At 63.6% G+C, this 15,676-nt stretch carries 17 protein-coding genes; 5 read left to right on the forward strand and 12 right to left on the reverse strand.

Going from position 1 to position 15,676, the window contains the following annotated elements; genetic code table 11:
• Window positions 1-6 precede the first annotated feature (6 nt).
• The 4 genes from rpsR (at window position 7) to L2I41_RS20285 (ending at window position 3,734) form a co-directional block, all read left to right on the forward strand.
• Window positions 7-255: a 30S ribosomal protein S18 gene (gene rpsR, locus L2I41_RS20270; protein WP_237155445.1), complete on the forward strand. Its 249-nt coding sequence runs from the start codon at window positions 7-9 to the stop codon at window positions 253-255.
• 143 nt (window positions 256-398) lie between these two features.
• Window positions 399-1,370 carry a hypothetical protein gene (locus tag L2I41_RS20275; protein ID WP_237155446.1) on the forward strand — a complete coding sequence of 324 codons (972 nt, stop codon included), beginning with the start codon at window positions 399-401 and terminating at the stop codon, window positions 1,368-1,370.
• Window positions 1,371-1,419: 49 nt separating this feature from the next.
• Window positions 1,420-1,983: a 50S ribosomal protein L9 gene (rplI, locus tag L2I41_RS20280; RefSeq protein ID WP_237155447.1), complete on the forward strand. Its 564-nt coding sequence runs from the start codon at window positions 1,420-1,422 to the stop codon at window positions 1,981-1,983.
• A gap of 260 nt (window positions 1,984-2,243) precedes the next feature.
• Window positions 2,244-3,734 carry a replicative DNA helicase gene (locus L2I41_RS20285; protein WP_237155448.1) on the forward strand — a complete coding sequence of 497 codons (1,491 nt, stop codon included), beginning with the start codon at window positions 2,244-2,246 and terminating at the stop codon, window positions 3,732-3,734.
• A gap of 102 nt (window positions 3,735-3,836) precedes the next feature.
• Here L2I41_RS20285 and L2I41_RS20290 read toward each other — a convergent pair whose 3' ends face one another.
• The 10 genes from L2I41_RS20290 to xdhC form a co-directional block, all read right to left on the reverse strand.
• Window positions 3,837-4,184, reverse strand: a complete 348-nt coding sequence (locus tag L2I41_RS20290; RefSeq protein ID WP_237155449.1) for a hypothetical protein — start codon at window positions 4,182-4,184, stop codon at window positions 3,837-3,839.
• Between the two features lie 139 nt (window positions 4,185-4,323).
• Window positions 4,324-5,505, reverse strand: a complete 1,182-nt coding sequence (locus L2I41_RS20295) for a urate hydroxylase PuuD (protein ID WP_237155450.1) — start codon at window positions 5,503-5,505, stop codon at window positions 4,324-4,326.
• Window positions 5,506-5,599: 94 nt separating this feature from the next.
• The gene (locus L2I41_RS20300; protein ID WP_237155451.1) at window positions 5,600-6,178 is read right to left on the reverse strand and encodes an inner membrane-spanning protein YciB; all 579 of its coding nucleotides are present in this window, start codon (window positions 6,176-6,178) and stop codon (window positions 5,600-5,602) included.
• 182 nt (window positions 6,179-6,360) lie between these two features.
• Window positions 6,361-7,419: a BMP family ABC transporter substrate-binding protein gene (locus L2I41_RS20305; RefSeq protein WP_237155452.1), complete on the reverse strand. Its 1,059-nt coding sequence runs from the start codon at window positions 7,417-7,419 to the stop codon at window positions 6,361-6,363.
• Between the two features lie 103 nt (window positions 7,420-7,522).
• Window positions 7,523-8,437, reverse strand: coding sequence for an ABC transporter permease (locus L2I41_RS20310; protein WP_237155459.1), 915 nt, complete (start codon window positions 8,435-8,437; stop codon window positions 7,523-7,525).
• A 1-nt stretch (window position 8,438) separates the two neighbouring features.
• On the reverse strand, window positions 8,439-9,527 hold the full coding sequence (locus L2I41_RS20315; protein ID WP_237155460.1) for an ABC transporter permease: 1,089 nt from the start codon (window positions 9,525-9,527) through the stop codon (window positions 8,439-8,441).
• Entirely contained in the window at window positions 9,527-11,104 is a 1,578-nt protein-coding gene (locus L2I41_RS20320; protein ID WP_237155453.1) for an ABC transporter ATP-binding protein, read from the reverse strand. Before L2I41_RS20320 ends, L2I41_RS20315 begins: the two co-directional genes overlap by 1 nt.
• 165 nt (window positions 11,105-11,269) lie before the next feature.
• Window positions 11,270-12,286, reverse strand: coding sequence for a hypothetical protein (locus L2I41_RS20325; protein WP_237155454.1), 1,017 nt, complete (start codon window positions 12,284-12,286; stop codon window positions 11,270-11,272).
• The gene (locus L2I41_RS20330) at window positions 12,287-13,132 is read right to left on the reverse strand and encodes a coiled-coil domain-containing protein (protein WP_237155455.1); all 846 of its coding nucleotides are present in this window, start codon (window positions 13,130-13,132) and stop codon (window positions 12,287-12,289) included.
• 118 nt (window positions 13,133-13,250) lie between these two features.
• Window positions 13,251-14,279: a xanthine dehydrogenase accessory protein XdhC gene (xdhC, locus tag L2I41_RS20335; protein ID WP_237155456.1), complete on the reverse strand. Its 1,029-nt coding sequence runs from the start codon at window positions 14,277-14,279 to the stop codon at window positions 13,251-13,253.
• A gap of 34 nt (window positions 14,280-14,313) precedes the next feature.
• Here xdhC and L2I41_RS20340 point away from each other — a divergent pair, with 34 nt between their 5' ends.
• Entirely contained in the window at window positions 14,314-14,982 is a 669-nt protein-coding gene (locus L2I41_RS20340) for an HAD family hydrolase (protein ID WP_237155461.1), read from the forward strand.
• On the opposite strand, the gene L2I41_RS20345 is transcribed toward L2I41_RS20340, so the two are convergent.
• Window positions 14,983-15,390 (reverse strand): protease inhibitor I42 family protein, encoded by a 408-nt coding sequence (locus L2I41_RS20345; RefSeq protein ID WP_237155457.1) that lies wholly within the window; start codon window positions 15,388-15,390, stop codon window positions 14,983-14,985.
• 87 nt (window positions 15,391-15,477) lie between these two features.
• Window positions 15,478-15,676, reverse strand: a 199-nt coding sequence (locus L2I41_RS20350; RefSeq protein WP_237155458.1) for a hypothetical protein, incomplete at its 5' end; no start/stop codon positions are given.

A 15,676-nucleotide genomic window follows, 5' to 3' on the forward strand; every position in this document is an offset into this window, starting at 1 on the left:
TAGAGAATGGAAATCACCTCTCTCCCCGCCGCCCGTCGTCCCTTCTTCCGTCGTCGGAAGACCTGCCCGTTCTCCGGCGCCAACGCCCCGAAGATCGACTACAAGGACGTCCGTCTGCTGCAGCGCTACATCTCCGAGCGCGGCAAGATCGTTCCGAGCCGCATCACCGCGGTGTCTGCCAAGAAGCAGCGCGAACTGGCCCAGGCCATCAAGCGCGCCCGCATTCTCGGCCTGCTGCCCTTCGTCATCAAGTGATGACGCCGGCCGGTTCCTGACCGGTCTGTTGTGAAATCCAGCGTCGCGCCTTTGGTGCGGCGCCTTTGTCTTTAAGCAAGTTGGGGTATGGCCGACGGCTCGATGCCCCTAACCGCAGATGTTGCGGGACAGCGGAAACCGAAATGAACCCTAGCGCGCTCCTTGTCGGCCTTGCAGGCGGTATTGCCTCGGCCCTCCTGATCGCCGCCCCCGTCGCGGGCGGATCGATGGGCGATCTGCTTGTGTTCGTTGCCCCTCTCCCGCTCGCCATTGCCTCGCTCGGCTGGGGCACCCGCGCCGGCATTCTCTCGGCTTTCGTGAGCTGGGTCGGCCTGATCATCACCTTCAACTCGCTGGTGCCCGGCGTCGACGCCATGATGCAGGCGACGTCGACGGCTCTGATCATTGCCGTTCCCATGGTTCTGGTGGCCCATTACGCCGGCCTTGCCCGGCAGAATGAGGCCGCGGCCGGCGGTCTGGAATGGTACCCGTATTCGCGCCTCTTCCAGCTGATGACGTTTCTGTCCGCCGTGATGGTGGTGCTGTCGCTGGTTGTCGGCGGCTATGACCCCGCAAAGCTGGCGGTCGATTTGGCAGCGGGCCTCAAGGAAGCGTTCGTCAATTCCGGTGGTCAGGTGCCGGATGATGAGACCATCAATGCGATTTCGAACTTCTTCGCGTCGATGGTGCCGCTGATCTCGGCCAACGGCCGCTTGATGGTTCTGGTTGGCAACCTCTGGATCGCCTTGCTGGTGGTGCGTCATTCGGGGCGTCCGGTGCGTCCGCGCGACGACCTGGCGGCCAACTGGATCCTGCCGTCCTATATGAGCCTCGTCTTCGTGGTCGCGCTTGTGCTTGCGGCTGTTGACGGCCCCGTCGGCATGGTTGCCGCGGCTTTTGCGGGCGCCGCCGGCATGGCCTTCTCGATGATCGGCCTCGGTGACCTGCATCTGTTCGTGCGCCGCAAGGCAAGCCGCAAGCCGCTGCTCGTGGTCACCTATGTCCTGATCTTCCTCACTTTCGGACTTCCCTTCCTGCCGCTGATGCTGGTCGGCCTTGGGGATGCTCCGCTCAACTTCAAACGCAAATTGCTGGCTCCTGCGGGAGCGGCATGACACTACGGTCGGCAGTGTGCCGGCCATCGGACCAAACAGGAGAAACCAAATGTACGTCATCCTTCTTGAGCGCGTCGGCAAGCTCGGCCACCTCGGTGAAACCGTCCGCGTCCGCGACGGCTATGCCCGCAACTTCCTGCTGCCGCAGGGCAAGGCGCTCCGCGCCACCAAGGAAAACCAGGCCAAGTTCGACCGTGATCGCGCCAACATCGAAGCCCGTAATGCCGAGCACAAGGCTGGCGCCGAGCAGATCAAGATCGGTCTCGACCAGCGCTCCTTCGTGGTCGTCCGTCAGGCTGCCGAGACCGGCCAGCTCTACGGCTCCGTGGCTGCTCGCGACATCGTCGACATCCTGGCCGGTGCCGGCCACACGATCACCCGCGCCCAGGTCGACATCAAGGCTCCGATCAAGAACCTCGGCATCCACACCATCGATATCATCCTGCACGCCGACGTGCATGCTTCGATCACCCTGAACATCGCCCGTTCGGAAGACGAAGCCCAGCGTCAGGCCAAGGGTGAAGACGTCACCGCCAACGCCCGCGAAGAGACCTTCGTGCGCGAAGTCGGCTCGGTGCTCGACGAAGAAGGCATGGACCGCGAAGAGCTCTGATCTTCCGCGTTTTCAAGACCTTGAAGGAAAGGGTGCCGCAGGTTCGGCACCCTTTTTTTGCCCCGATTCGGCTTTGATGGAGTCAACACTCCAATCAAAATTCGCGTGCAAAATTAATTAGCTGTGACATTTGCCGCGGGCTCGGGTGTGGATAACGGTATGATCGGTGAGTCGTCCGGCGCCTCCCCTATCCTGCTGACGACTCCGGACCGGTCGGCTGCTAGAGTTCCGATCCCCTTCCTTTCGATACGTTTTGGCTGATGGCAACCTCGATCCGCAAAGTTGAAGAACAGGCGACAGCCCTGACCCGCTCGGCACCGCACAATGTGGAAGCCGAACGGCAGCTGCTTGGCGCCATGCTGATGAACAACGAGACCTATTTCCGTGTCTCGGACTTCCTTGAGCCGCCGCATTTCTTCATCGAGCAGCACAAGGTGATCTATGAGAAGATCGGCCAGCTGATCCGCGCCGGCAAGGTGGCCTCGCCGATCACGCTGAAGACCTTCTATCCGTCCGATTACCAGATCGCCGACGTGCCGGTGACGCAGTATCTCCTGCGCCTTGCCTCGGAAGCGACCACCATCATCAACGCCGAGGACTACGGCCGCATCATCCACGATCTCGCGGTGCGCCGGAACCTGATCCGCATCGGCGAGGACATGGTCAACATCGCCTTCGACGCGCCGATCGACATGCCGCCGCGCGCACAGATCGAGGACGCCGAACGCCGCCTGTTCGAGATCGCCGAAACCGGTCGTTACGAGGGCGGGTTCCACACCTTCTCCGACGCCCTGAAGGACGCCATCGACATGGCCGCCGCCGCCTATCAGCGCGACGGTCAGCTGTCCGGCATTTCCACCGGCCTTGCCGATCTCGACAAGACCATGGGCGGCCTGCAGCGCTCGGACTTGATCATCCTGGCTGCCCGTCCCGCCATGGGCAAGACCTCGCTGGTCACCAACATCGCCTTCAACGTCGCCAACGCCTATGAGGCGGCCGAGCAGCCGGATGGCTCGCTCAAGACGGTGAACGGCGGCATTGTCGGCTTCTTCAGCCTCGAAATGTCGTCCGAGCAGCTGGCGACTCGTATTCTCGCCGAGCAGTCGGAAATCTCGTCGTCGGACATCCGCCGCGGTTCGATCGACGAGCAGCAGTTCTCCAAGCTGGCGGCCGTGGCCCAGCGCATGCAGACGCTGCCGCTCTATGTCGACCATACCGGCGGCATCTCGATCGCCCAGCTGGCGGCGCGCGCCCGTCGCCTGAAGCGCCAGCGCGGTCTCGACGTGCTGATCGTCGACTATCTGCAGCTTCTGAGCGGCTCGTCGAAATCCTCGCAGAGCAACCGCGTGCAGGAAATCACCGAGATCACCACCGGCCTGAAAGCGCTGGCCAAGGAACTGGTGGTGCCGATCATCGCCCTGTCGCAGCTGTCGCGTCAGGTGGAAAACCGCGACGACAAGCGCCCGCAGCTGGCTGACCTGCGCGAATCCGGCTCGATCGAACAGGACGCCGACGTGGTCATGTTCATCTACCGCGACGAATATTACATGCAGTCGCGCATGCCCAAGGAAGGCACCGAAGAGTTCTTCAAGTGGCAGGCGGAAATGGAGCGTGTGGCGGGCAAGGCCGAGGTGATCATCGGCAAGCAGCGTCACGGTCCCACCGGCACGGTGCAGCTCGCCTTCGACGCGTCGGTGACGCGCTTCTCCGATCTTGCCAGGGAAGACTATCTGCCTGAGCGCCTTGAATGAAAGACGCCGCCGGACCCCGTTTCCAGGATCCGGCGGCGCCTTCTGTTCGCAAGGTCAAGCCAGCGTCCGCTCAGGTGGGCGGCGGCAGACGCCGGCCCTTCCTCACGACTTGCAGAACTTGGCCTTGAGATCGGCCGTGAACTCGAAGGTCTTGCCGTCGGTCGACACGTCCTTGAGGATGCACTCGCTGTTCGGATCCTCATCGTCATAGATGCGGACGTCATAGTTGCCGGCAGCAACTTCCTTCGGCGAAGCGTAGGTCATGCCGTTTTCGAAGGACTTGTCCGGGGCACCGTCGAGAAGATTGACGGAGAAGTCAGCCGCGCCCGGCTTGGAGAACTCGATCTCGTCCCAGTCAGCACCGCTGTGGTTGGCGATGGTCAGACCACCAGCATAAGCCGGGGCGACAACAGTGGTGGCAAGGGCGAGAGCAAGGATCAGCTTCTTCATGTGAGACCTCGTTGGACAACAACCGGAACATCCCGTGTCCGTGCCCAAGGAGATACTTTGCACAAGCTGTCCGCGTACTGTCCGCGGTCGCTGTTGCAGTGCGACCGCGGGGTTACACGTATTTTGCCAGACCCAGAGACTATTGCCCGGCGATCCAGGCGCCGAGCACGTCGCGTTCCTCGCGCGTGATGCCGGTCTCGTTGCCGAGCGGCATGGTCTCCGAATCCACCGCCTGCATCTTGATCAGCGGCGCGTATTGGCGGATGTGCTCGATGTCGGTGAGCACCAGGCCCTTGGGCGGCTCGGTAAAGCCTTCGTGGGTGGGCTTGGCGGAATGGCACATCACGCAATGGGTGGCGGTGATGCGCAGCACGTCGAGATCGGTCACCTCGCCCACGGTGGTCTCGCGCGGCTTCGGGGCGGTCATCGCCAGCGCGGCGACCAGCGCAATGGCGGCGATCGGCAAGGTCCAGACGATCTTGGCAAAGGCATCGCCGGCTTCGTGGCGATTGAGGAAATGCCGCACCATGGCGCCAATCACCAGGATCAGGGCGACGAGAATCCAGCTCTGCGGATGGCCCGTCAGCAGGGCGTAGTGGTTCGACACCATCATCAGCAGCACGGGCAGCGTCAGATAGTTGTTGTGCACCGAGCGCTGCTTGCCCATGACGCCGAGCGCCGGATCAGGCGCCTTTCCGGCCATCAGTGCGGCGGTGATCTTCTTCTGGTTCGGGATGATGATGCGGAACACATTGGCGGCCATGATGGTGCCGACCATGGCGCCCACATGGATAAGTGCGCCGCGCCCTGAGAACACGTGGGTGAAAAGATAGGCCGCGCCGACGATCAGAACGAAGACGCAGACGGCCAGCAGCGGTGTGTTGCGGCCGATGGGCGACTTGCACAGCAAAAGGTCATAGATCAGCCAGCCGCCGAGCAGGGAGGCGATGGAAATGGCAATGGCCTGCCAAGGCGCCAGCGGCAGGATCGCCGGATCAATCAGATAGGACTTGGCGTTGAAATAATACTGCACCGACATCAGCAGGAAGCCGGTGACGAAGGTGAGATAGGCTTCCCACTTGTACCAGACCAGATCCTCGGGCAGTTGCGCCGGCGCGACGAGATATTTCTCGACATTGTAGAAGCCGCCGCCGTGCACCAGCCATGCGGTGCCATAGACGCCCGGGTTCATTTCCGCCCGCTTCCTGAGGGACAGATCGAGGGCGATGAAGAAGAAACTGGCGCCGATCCAACCAATGCCTACTACCAAATGTGCCCATCTGATCAATATGTTGAGCCATTCGGCAGCAAATGCGAGCATGAATTGGTTCCCTCTCTTTACACGACCACTTGGCGCGTCGCCCTCAGAGCCTTCACTGTTCGATCGGGTTCACTCGACCCGATCGGCGGGAGCTCTAGGGGACGGCTGCCGCGGCAAGCTCCTGGCGATGCTTGCGGGCGCGGCCGACACGCTTCATCACGGCATACTGACCCAAGAACAGCACAACCTTGCTGACGATCGGGAAGAAGGCAAGAAAGCCGGTCCAGACCTCGATCGACGCGCCATAGGCGAGAATGCCGTTCAGGGCAGATGTAGCAAGCATCAGGCCAGCCCAGACAAATCCGAAGACCTGCAACACGTCGCCGAGCAGGTCGTTCACCCGATCGGAAACATAGCGCCGCATCCAGCCGGGCTTCAGCATGACGACGCCGATCACGGCGTAGATGACGCTGGGCTTGAACATGGCGATGCGCGGATCGTCTGCGATCAGGCTGGCGGTGCCGAAGCCGATCACCATCACCAGGCTGATGACCTGAAACAGCGGCAGCCGGCGCACCGAGTACCACGACCACAGCACCTGCCCGATGCCGAGCAGCACGCCGCAGGCTACCGCGACATCAAGCCGGCCGGTCAAGGTCAGGGCGGCAGCAAACACGAGCGTCGACAGGAGATCCTGTGCCAGGTGTCGACCGGCGTAAAGCAAGCCGTTCATGACGGAGACCTCCCTGACGGTTCGTGGAAAGGGGCCGGAATGGGTTCCCCCTCCCCGGCCCTGATCCTTCTTCCATCATATCCCGGGTGCACGGTACGACTGATCGCGGGCATTGAGGCACGCCACAGTCGCGGCCGGAGCACGAGGGACGGCGGCGGTCGGGTGTGACCGCCGCGATCGCCTTACTGCGGCAGCTTGTCGTCGATGCCCTTGACGTACCAGTTCATGCCGAGCAGGTCGCCATCGGGGGCCGTGACACCAGCGGCATAGCGCTCCTTGCCGTCCTGATCGACGATCGGGCCGGTGAAGGGGTTCCAGCCGCCAGCGATCTTGGCTTCGGTTTCCTGAGCCAGCTTCTTGGTGTCGTCGGCCATGTTGGCATAGTCGGCCATGTGCACGGCGCCGGCCTTGATGCCGTCCCAGGCGTTGTCGGCCTTCCAGGTGCCGTCAAGCACGGCTTTGACGCGGCTGACGTAATAGGGACCCCAGTTGTCGACGATGGCGGTCATCTGGGCATGCGGGGCGAACTTGGCCATGTCGGACGACTGACCGAAGCCCTTCAGGCCACGCTCTTCGGCAACCTGCAGGGCAGCGGTGGAGTCGGTGTGCTGAACGATGATGTCGGCACCCTGGTCGAACAGCGCCTTGGCGGCGTCGGCTTCCTTGCCCGGATCGAACCAGGAGTTCACCCAGACGATCTTCACCTTGAAGTCCGGATTGATCGACTGCGCGCCGAGCACGAAGGAGTTGATGCCCATCACCACTTCCGGAATCGGGAAGGAGACGATGTAGCCGGCGAGGCCCTTCTTGGATTCCTTGGCCGCGATCTGGCCGAGGATGTAGCGGCCTTCATAGAAGCGGGCGTTGTACAGGCCCATGTTGTCGGCGCTCTTGTAGCCGGTGGCGTGCTCGAACTTCACGTCCGGGAACTTCTTGGCGACCTTGAGTTCGGGATCCATGAAGCCGAAGGAGGTGCCGAAGACGATGCCGCAGCCTTCACGGGCGAAGCGCTCGAACACGCGCTCGGCGTCCGGGCCTTCGGCGACGTTCTCGACATAGGCGGTCTCGACCTTGTCGCCGAGTTCCTTCTCGACCTCGAGGCGGCCCTGGTCATGCTGGTAGGAGTAGCCGAAGTCGCCGATCGGGCCAGTATAGACCCAGCAGGCCTTCAGCTTGGCGGCGTCAGCCGACGAAACGGCAAAGGCAAGCGCAACGCCCGCCAGAAGTGCGATTTTCTTCATGTTCTTCTCCCCGTTGGCGGGATGCGGCCCCGCAAGGATTTGACGGTCAAAGGATGCGGCGTCAGACGGACCGTTGCGTCCTGGCCGTAATCAAGATCGCCGGTCAGCGATCCGGAACGAAGGATTTGCCAAGGCAGGCCGGCGTGTTGAACAACGTTGCCCGGCGGTTGCCCGAGATTGCCACAAGCACCACCACCGTGGCCAGATAGGGCAGCATGGACAGAAATTGCGAGGGCAAGCCAATGCCGAGCGCCTGCGCGTGGAACTGCAGCACGGTGACGGCGCCGAACAGATAGGCGCCGGCGGCGACGCGGGTCGGCCGCCAGGAGGCGAACACCACCAGCGCCAGCGCGATCCAGCCGCGACCGGCCGTCATGTTCTCGACCCACAGCGGCGTATAGGCCACCGACAGATAGGCACCGCCGAGGCCGGCCATCAGACCGCCGAACATGACCGCCAGATAGCGCACGCCGATCACCGAGTAGCCGAGGGCATGGGCGGAGCTGTGGTTGTCGCCCACCGAGCGCAGGATCAGGCCGGCGCGGGTGCGGAACAGGAACCAGTTGACCACGACGATCATGGCGAAGGACAGGTAGACGAGCAGATCCTGGCTGAACAGGATCGGGCCGATCACCGGCAGATCGCTGAGGCCCGGGATGTGCAGCGCCTCGAGCTTGATGCCCGGCTTGCCGACGAAGCTCTCGCCGATCAGGCCCGACAGGCCGAGGCCAAACATGGTGAGCGCCAGACCCGAGGCGACCTGATTGGCGACGAGCGTCAGCGTCACGAAGGCGAAGACCAGCGAGGTCAGCAATCCGGCCACTGCGCCGGCGAGAATGCCAAGCGTCGGGCTGCCGGTGGAGATGGTCACGGCAAAGCCGGCAACGGCGCCCATGACCATCATGCCCTCGACGCCGAGGTTGAGCACGCCCGAGCGCTCGGTGATCAGTTCGCCAAGGGCGGCCAGCAGCAGCGGCGTCGCCGCCGTGATCACCGTCAGGATGATGGGAACGACGATATCAAGCACGCGCGACCTCCCCGGCCCGGCCGGCCACGATCCTGACCTTGTAGAGGATGAGCGTGTCGCAGGCGAGCACGAAGAACAGCAGCACGCCCTGGATGACCGTGGCGACCTTGGAGGACATTTGCAGCGACGTCTGGATCGCCTCACCGCCCAGATAGGAGGAGGCGATCACCAGACCGGCGATCAGGATGCCGACCGGGTTCAACCGGCCGAGGAAGGCGACGATGATGGCCGTGAAGCCGTAGCCCGGCGAAATCACCGGCTGCAGCTTCTGGATCTCGGTCATCACCACCATCATGCCGGCGAGACCGGCCAACGCGCCCGACAGGGCGAAGGCGAACAGCGTCATGCGGCGATGGTTGAAGCCGGCAAAGGCGCCGGCGCGCGGGCTCTGGCCGAGCACGCGGATCTCGAAACCCTTCAGCGTCGAGCGCATGACCACGGCAAGCACGATCACCAGGATCAGCGCAATCAGAGCCGACAGGTTGAGATAGACGCCGCCGAAATCGTGGCCGTCGAGGATGGCCCATTCGTGGAAGTCGACGGTGATCGGGAAGTTGTAGCCCTGCGGGCTGCGCCAGGGGCCGCGCACCATCCAGTCGAGGAACAGGTTGGAGCAATAGACCAGCATCAGGCTGGTCAGGATCTCGTTGGTGCCGAAGCGGATCTTCAGCTGCGCCGGGATCAGCGCGAACAGCGCGCCGCCGATCATGGCCATGATCAGCATCAGCGGCAGGACCACAGGATTGACGAAGTCGGGGAACATCACCGGCAGGATCGAGCCGACGATGGCGCCCATGGTGAGCTGGCCCTCGGCGCCGATATTCCAGTTGTTGGACTGGTAGCAGACGGCCAGACCAAGGGCGATGATGACCAGTGGCGTCGCCTTGGTGACAAGCTGCTCGATGCCCCACAGCGAGGTGATCGGCTCGAGGAAGAAATACCAGATGCCTTCCAGCGGGTTGTGGCCCTGCAGGAAGAAGACGATGCCGGCGACGATCACGGTGAGCGCCACGGCAATCACCGGCGACAGCACGGACATCACGCGGCTCTGCTGCGAGCGCTTGACGAGCTCGATGCGGATCATGCCGCGGCTCCCTTCTTTTCGGCGCCGCCGGCCATCAGCAGGCCGATCTTTTCCGGCGTCAGCGTGTCGGCGTCTTCGGCGGCCGACAGATGGCCGCGCGAGATGACGGCGATGCGGTCGGCGATTTCGAAGATTTCGTCGAGATCCTGCGAGATGATGATGATCGCCGCCCGATCCTTGCGGGCAAGATCGATCAGCGACTGGCGAATGACCGCGGCCGCGCCGGCGTCGACGCCCCAGGTGGGCTGGGCCACCACCAGAATGCCGGGCGAGCGGTGCACCTCGCGGCCGACGACGAATTTCTGCAGATTGCCGCCCGACAGCGACCGCGCTTCAGGGTCGTTGACACCCTTGCGCACGTCGAACAGATGGGTCACCGCTTCGACCACCTTGCCGGCGCGGCCAAAGCGGGTGAAGCCGCGCTTGGCCATGCCCTCGCCCGTGCCGTGGCGGGTCAGCACCACGTTCTCCGACAGCTTCAACGCCGGCACGGCGCCATGGCCGAGACGTTCTTCCGGCACGAAGGCGGCGCCCAGCTGGCGGCGCTGGTTGATGGTGAGGAACCCGGCGGCCTCGCCGTCGAGGATCAGCATGTCCTCCTTGGGACAGGCCTCTTCGCCCGAGAGGGCGTCGAACAGTTCCGACTGGCCGTTGCCGGCCACACCCGCGATCGCGACGATCTCGCCGGCGCGCACCGACAGGTTGATATCCTTCAGCGAGACGCCGAAGGCTTCCTGCGACGGCACGGACAGGCCCTTCAGCAACACCTTTTCCGGACCGACCTTGCCCTTTTCGCGGGCGATGCGGGCGATCTCGCTGCCCACCATCATCTGCGCCAGCGCGCCGACGGTCTGCTCGGCCGGATCGGTTTCGCCCACGACCTTTGCCCGACGCATGACCGTGGCATGATGGCAGAGCACCCTCACCTCTTCGAGGCGATGCGAGATGTAGAGGATGGCGCAGCCTTCCGACGCCAGGCGGTTCAGGGTGATGAACAACTGGTCGGCTTCCTGCGGCGTCAGCACCGAGGTCGGCTCGTCCATGATGATCAGTTCGGGGTTCTGCAACAGGCAGCGCACGATCTCGACGCGCTGGCGCTCGCCAACCGACAGATCGACAATATGGGCGCTGGGGTCGAGCGGCAGGCCATAGCTTTCCGAGACGCGGGCGATGGTCGCCGACAGCTTGTCCGTCACCTTGCAGTCGGGCAGCGCCAGGGCGATGTTTTCAGCGACGGTCAGCGACTCGAACAGCGAGAAATGCTGGAACACCATGCCGATGCCGACGGACCGCGCTTCGGCCGGCGAGCTGATGGTGACAGGTTTGCCCTTCCAGTAGATGGAACCCGAGTTGGGCTGCAGCGAACCGTAGATGATCTTGACCAGCGTCGACTTGCCGGCGCCGTTCTCACCCAGAAGCGCGTGGATCTCGCCCGGCATGATGGCAAGCGACACGTCGTCATTGGCGGTGTTCGAGCCGAACCGCTTGACGATATTGCGCACTTCCAGGAGCGGCACATCGCCGCCGACGCGGCGCACAAGAGCCTCTTTTTTGTTCTGATCAGATCCGGTCATCCGGCACTACCGCCCTCAAGACGCTTCTTTGTCTATTTTATGAGCAGCATAAAACCACGGATTCGCAAACGGTACGCGCATAAAATTTGCACAGGCAAATGGAAAAAATGTGCAGGGCGCCTAAACGGCGCGCCCCACCGCGAAAGAGGCCGCGCCGGCTGTCGCTCATCCCTCCTGGATCATGTCGATGATGAACCAGCCGACCTTGATGCCGCCCGCCGGTGCCGGACCATTGAGGGCGATCTTGAACTTGGCGGGATTGGTTCCCCGCTTGATGCCCAGGATGGCCAGGTTGCCGGACACCGCTTGCAAGGTCGCCAGAACCAGGGAACTGGAAAACAGCCGATCCGGGGTGCTGAGGTTGATGGGCGGAATGGTAACTTCCACCTCCCGCTTGCCCGCCTGCACGGTGGCCTGGCCGGATCTTTTGAAGCGCGTCACCCCTTCTGCCTGAAAGGCGATGCCGCCGGCGCTGGTGTTTTGCGCTCTGACACCGATTCCCGAGGTGCTGGCGCCGTAGATGCCCGCGCCCTTGCGGCTGGTTCCAATGACGCCGGAGTTGTTTTCGGACGTTCCGTAGATCGCCGCAAGGTCACGACCGGCCGTCGTGGTTTTGGGGCGCAGGTTTTCCGCGTAGATGGCGGCCGTGAAGCTACCCTGAACATTGGCGGCAATTGTCCCGCCGTGGCCATTCAGGTAGCTCGCAGTCGGCCCGTCGTTCACGCCGAAGGCATAGTCTTGGTAGTTTGCTCCGCCGGTGAAGGTCAGGCTCGTCGGGTGGTTTGCCTGATTGTAATAACTGCCAGCCACCAGCGCATCGCCTGTGGCCGCTTCGGCCTTGCCGGTTCCGCCGGCCAGTCCGGCAACCGCTCCCGCAGCGGCAGCGGCAACGCCGGCGAACAGCCCGCGCCGCGACAATGCGGGCGATACGGCCTCGACCTGCGCACCGGAAGCCTCACCGGCAAGGCGCTGAATCACCGCCTGTTGCTGTTCGATCAACTGGCGCTGCGCTTCGACCGTACGCGCCAATGCTTCAAATTCTTCGCGTGAAACGCTCATGGAGTAACTCCCGAAACAACGAAAAATACCCAAGCCGTGCCAGGAATTTGCGCGGCGTGTTCCAACAAGTCCACGGATGATGCATCCAAACCGGCAGGACCAGATTGCCGAAAACCGCTTCAATCACAGCCGATCGAAAATCACCCACGCCACCTTGGCGCCGCCCGCCGGTGCATTGCCCGTCAGCACGATCTTGAAGGAAGACGGGCTGGTCGTCTTGACCTCGACACGCGCAACGCTCACGCCGCTGGTGGCCGTCTGGATCGTGGCGAAGACCATGGCAGTTGCCTTGAGCTGGGTCACAGCCACGGTGGCGGTCTTCTGCCCGGCCTTCACGGTGGTCAGTCCGGACCGGGACATGCGGGCCACGCCGTCGACCTTCAGCGCGGTTTGGTTGATCTGACTGTCGCCATAGGCAGAAACGCCGACGCCCCCGCTGTTGGCGGCTAGCCCATAGACACCGACCGAACCATAGCCCTGAATGCCGATGCCCGTTTCCGACGAACCAGCGATGGCCCTGCCGTACTTGCTAAAGGCAAAAATGCCTACCCGTCCGCTCTGGGTAAGGTCCTCAGCATATATCGCTGCGGGTAGGCCTGTCACATTGGCGCAGATGGTGCCGGCGCCCTGGAACTTGTCCAGATATCCATCGTTCACGCCGAACGCATAATCCTTGTAGGTGGCCCCTCCGGTGAAGGTGAGGCTGGTCGGGTGGTTGACCACGTTGTAGTAGCTGCCTGCCACCAGTGCATCGCCGGTGGCCGCTTCGGCCCTATTGGTCGTGCCGGCCAAGCCTGCTACCGCGCCGGCTGCGGCCGCCGCAACGCCCGTGAACAGGCCTCGGCGGCTGATTGGCACGTCTGCATTTTCGGGCTGCCGATCCAGCTGCGCTTCCAGCCTGGCGATTGTCTGCTGCTGCGAAACGACCAGTTGCTTGAGCGCGTCAAATTCCTCGCGTGAAACCGTCATCGCAAATGTCTCCAAACATGAATTTCAAACAAACCGGAAATAATGATTCATACATCTCACATGAAAGTTTTTTCAACAAGAGGCAAACACAGCCGCGCGGTCAAATCACGCAACCTGGTCAGCCCGGCAAGCGCGTCAGAAGATCTGCGGCAACGGAAGCGGCGATCACCGCCGGTTCCTTCGACAGGATGCCGGGAATGCCGATGGGACAGGCAAATGCCCCCGCCATTTCCGCATCATGGCCCAGATCTCTGAGCCGTCGCTCGAACCGCGCGCGCTTGGTGGCGCTGCCGATCATGCCGACATAGGGAAAGCCGCCCCGCACGAGTGCCGCGTGCAGGATGTCGAGATCGAGGCCGTGATCATGCGTCATGATCAGGATGGATGTGTCCGGGGCCAGCTCGGCGACGAGTGCAGCGGGCTCTGGCGCGTACCGCTCCTTGAGGTGGGCAAAGGGCAAGCCCGGCAACGCCTCGGCGCGGCTGTCGATCAGCGTGACGTCGAAGGGGAGCGGTGCGAGAGCCAGCACGATCGCCCGGCCCACATGCCCGGCGCCGAACAGTGCCACCGGGTGCATCAGCCGGCCGAATCCCTCGACGAGCCATCCTGAGGCGTCCAGTTGCGCAAAGGCCGGCCGCCGATCCCTCGATGTCACGCGGCGGTCGATCGGCTGCCCGGCCACAAACTGCGCTTCGGTCTGGAAGGGTCCCCCCTGCTCTGCCGCCGCCAGGCTCTGCAGATGCCCGGTGCGCCCGGCGGTGAACACCTCGACGATGAGGCTTGCGTGGCCACCGCAGCATTGGCCGGTCGACGGGCCGAGGGCCAATGACAGGCGTTCGGCTGTCTCCTGACCTGCCTTCATCATCGCCTGGGCACGTTCGGTCGCCTCCAGCTCCAGCCGCCCGCCGCCGATGGTGCCGGATATGGCGCCGTCGCGCGACAGGATCATGCGGGCGCCAGCCTCGCGCGGCGTCGATCCGCGGGCATCGGCCACCGTGATCAGTGCGGCGATTCCATCACGGGCGACAAGGCGGGCAAGCGGGGCAAAGACGTCGGACATGGGGCAAGTGTAGTCGGGGACCGCGCTCGTGTCATCCGAGCCTTGCAGCATCAGCGCTTTCCATTCGCGGACGGACAGGGTATCCAACAGCGCAAATTCCTTGCCGGAGTCCCCGTTGCCCATGTTCACCGAAGGCCTGCTCTTTGACCTCGACGGTACGCTGACCGACAGCGATCCCCTGCATTTCGAGGCCTTCGTCCGCACTGCCAGCGACTATGGCGTCGCGATGGACGAGGAGATGTTCCGTGTGCACGTGTCCGGCCAGACCAATGCCAACATCTGCCGCAATCTGTTTTCGCATGTGGACGACGGCCTGCATCCGAAGATCGCCGACGACAAGGAAGCCCTGTTCCGCAGCCTGATCGTCGGCAAGCTGAAGCCGATTCCCGGTCTTCTGGACTTTCTCGATTGGGCCAAGGCGCGCGGCATGGGCATGGCGGTCGTCAGCAACGCGCCGCGGGCCAACGTCAAGGACATGCTGGCTGCGCTTGGAATCGCCGACTATTTCTCGGCCATTGTCATCGGCAGCGAGCTGCCGCGCGGCAAGCCCGATCCGCTGCCCTATCTCACCGGCCTTGAAAAGCTCGGAGTCCCCGCCGCCAAGACGCTGGCCTTCGAGGACGCGCCTCCCGGCATCACCGCTGCCCACCGCGCCGGCATCGCCACGGTGGCCTTGCGCACCTCGCTGTCGGACGAAGAAGCCCGCGCCAATGGCGCCAACGTCACCATTGCCGACTATCGCGATCCCCAGCTGATGGCCTACGTGCTGTCGGTGCTGGACGGCGCCTGATCACTTCGCTTCCACGTTCAGGCTAAATGTCTCCACCGGCGCCACCCCGGTTTCCCAGGGGCGGCGATAGCCGAGCTCGATCACGCTGGTGCCTGCGGCGATCGCCTTGAGACGGAACAGCACCTTGCCCGGGGCGCCGGGCATCGGGGTGGCCGCCGGCTGCGACTCGTGCCCGGAAAGCGACACCAGCGCCGGATCGCTCTTCACCACGTCCCAGCTGTAGCCGGTCGTCACATTCTCATCGAGCAGGATGCTGATCTCGCTGCCGACGGCGATCTTGACCGTCTGCCCGTTGGCCTTGGCGCCCAGGGCCACCGCGGCGGCGGTATCGTCGGCGCAAGCGGGCAAGCCGGCGATCGGCAGCAGCACGGCAGCACAAAGCATCAAGCGCGACAAGGACTTCAACATTGGGGCCTCCCGGACATGGTCGGAGGCATCTTATCGACCTGATGGGCGGTTGACCATCCGGGAGATTGGCCCCGGATGGTTCTGGTCTCATTCGGCGTGGCGCATGTAGCCGACGGCGCGCATGATGGCTTCCGGCGTGGCCGGGGCATCGAGCGGCGGCACTACACCGGGACGCAGGCTGGCGACGGCGTCGAAGATCGCCGAGAACACCGCGCATCCATGCATGAACGGCGGCTCGCCGACCGCCTTGGACGAGTAGATCGTCTCCTCGCGGTTGCTGTTCTCG

This window comes from Oryzibacter oryziterrae (genome assembly GCF_021864535.1).
Lineage (GTDB): Bacteria > Pseudomonadota > Alphaproteobacteria > Rhizobiales > Pleomorphomonadaceae > Pleomorphomonas > Pleomorphomonas oryziterrae.

What these genes read in the sequence shown, in the direction of transcription:
- L2I41_RS20305 (WP_237155452.1), bottom strand. Translation starts at nt 7,419, where the DNA reads ATGAAGAAAATCGCACTTCTGGCGGGCGTTGCGCTTGCCTTTGCCGTT.
- L2I41_RS20300 (WP_237155451.1), bottom strand. Translation starts at nt 6,178, where the DNA reads ATGAACGGCTTGCTTTACGCCGGTCGACACCTGGCACAGGATCTCCTG.
- rpsR (WP_237155445.1), top strand. Translation starts at nt 7, where the DNA reads ATGGAAATCACCTCTCTCCCCGCCGCCCGTCGTCCCTTCTTCCGTCGT.
- L2I41_RS20320 (WP_237155453.1), bottom strand. Translation starts at nt 11,104, where the DNA reads ATGACCGGATCTGATCAGAACAAAAAAGAGGCTCTTGTGCGCCGCGTC.
- L2I41_RS20330 (WP_237155455.1), bottom strand. Translation starts at nt 13,132, where the DNA reads ATGACGGTTTCACGCGAGGAATTTGACGCGCTCAAGCAACTGGTCGTT.
- L2I41_RS20340 (WP_237155461.1), top strand. Translation starts at nt 14,314, where the DNA reads ATGTTCACCGAAGGCCTGCTCTTTGACCTCGACGGTACGCTGACCGAC.
- L2I41_RS20295 (WP_237155450.1), bottom strand. Translation starts at nt 5,505, where the DNA reads ATGCTCGCATTTGCTGCCGAATGGCTCAACATATTGATCAGATGGGCA.
- L2I41_RS20275 (WP_237155446.1), top strand. Translation starts at nt 399, where the DNA reads ATGAACCCTAGCGCGCTCCTTGTCGGCCTTGCAGGCGGTATTGCCTCG.
- L2I41_RS20285 (WP_237155448.1), top strand. Translation starts at nt 2,244, where the DNA reads ATGGCAACCTCGATCCGCAAAGTTGAAGAACAGGCGACAGCCCTGACC.
- L2I41_RS20290 (WP_237155449.1), bottom strand. Translation starts at nt 4,184, where the DNA reads ATGAAGAAGCTGATCCTTGCTCTCGCCCTTGCCACCACTGTTGTCGCC.
- L2I41_RS20345 (WP_237155457.1), bottom strand. Translation starts at nt 15,390, where the DNA reads ATGTTGAAGTCCTTGTCGCGCTTGATGCTTTGTGCTGCCGTGCTGCTG.
- rplI (WP_237155447.1), top strand. Translation starts at nt 1,420, where the DNA reads ATGTACGTCATCCTTCTTGAGCGCGTCGGCAAGCTCGGCCACCTCGGT.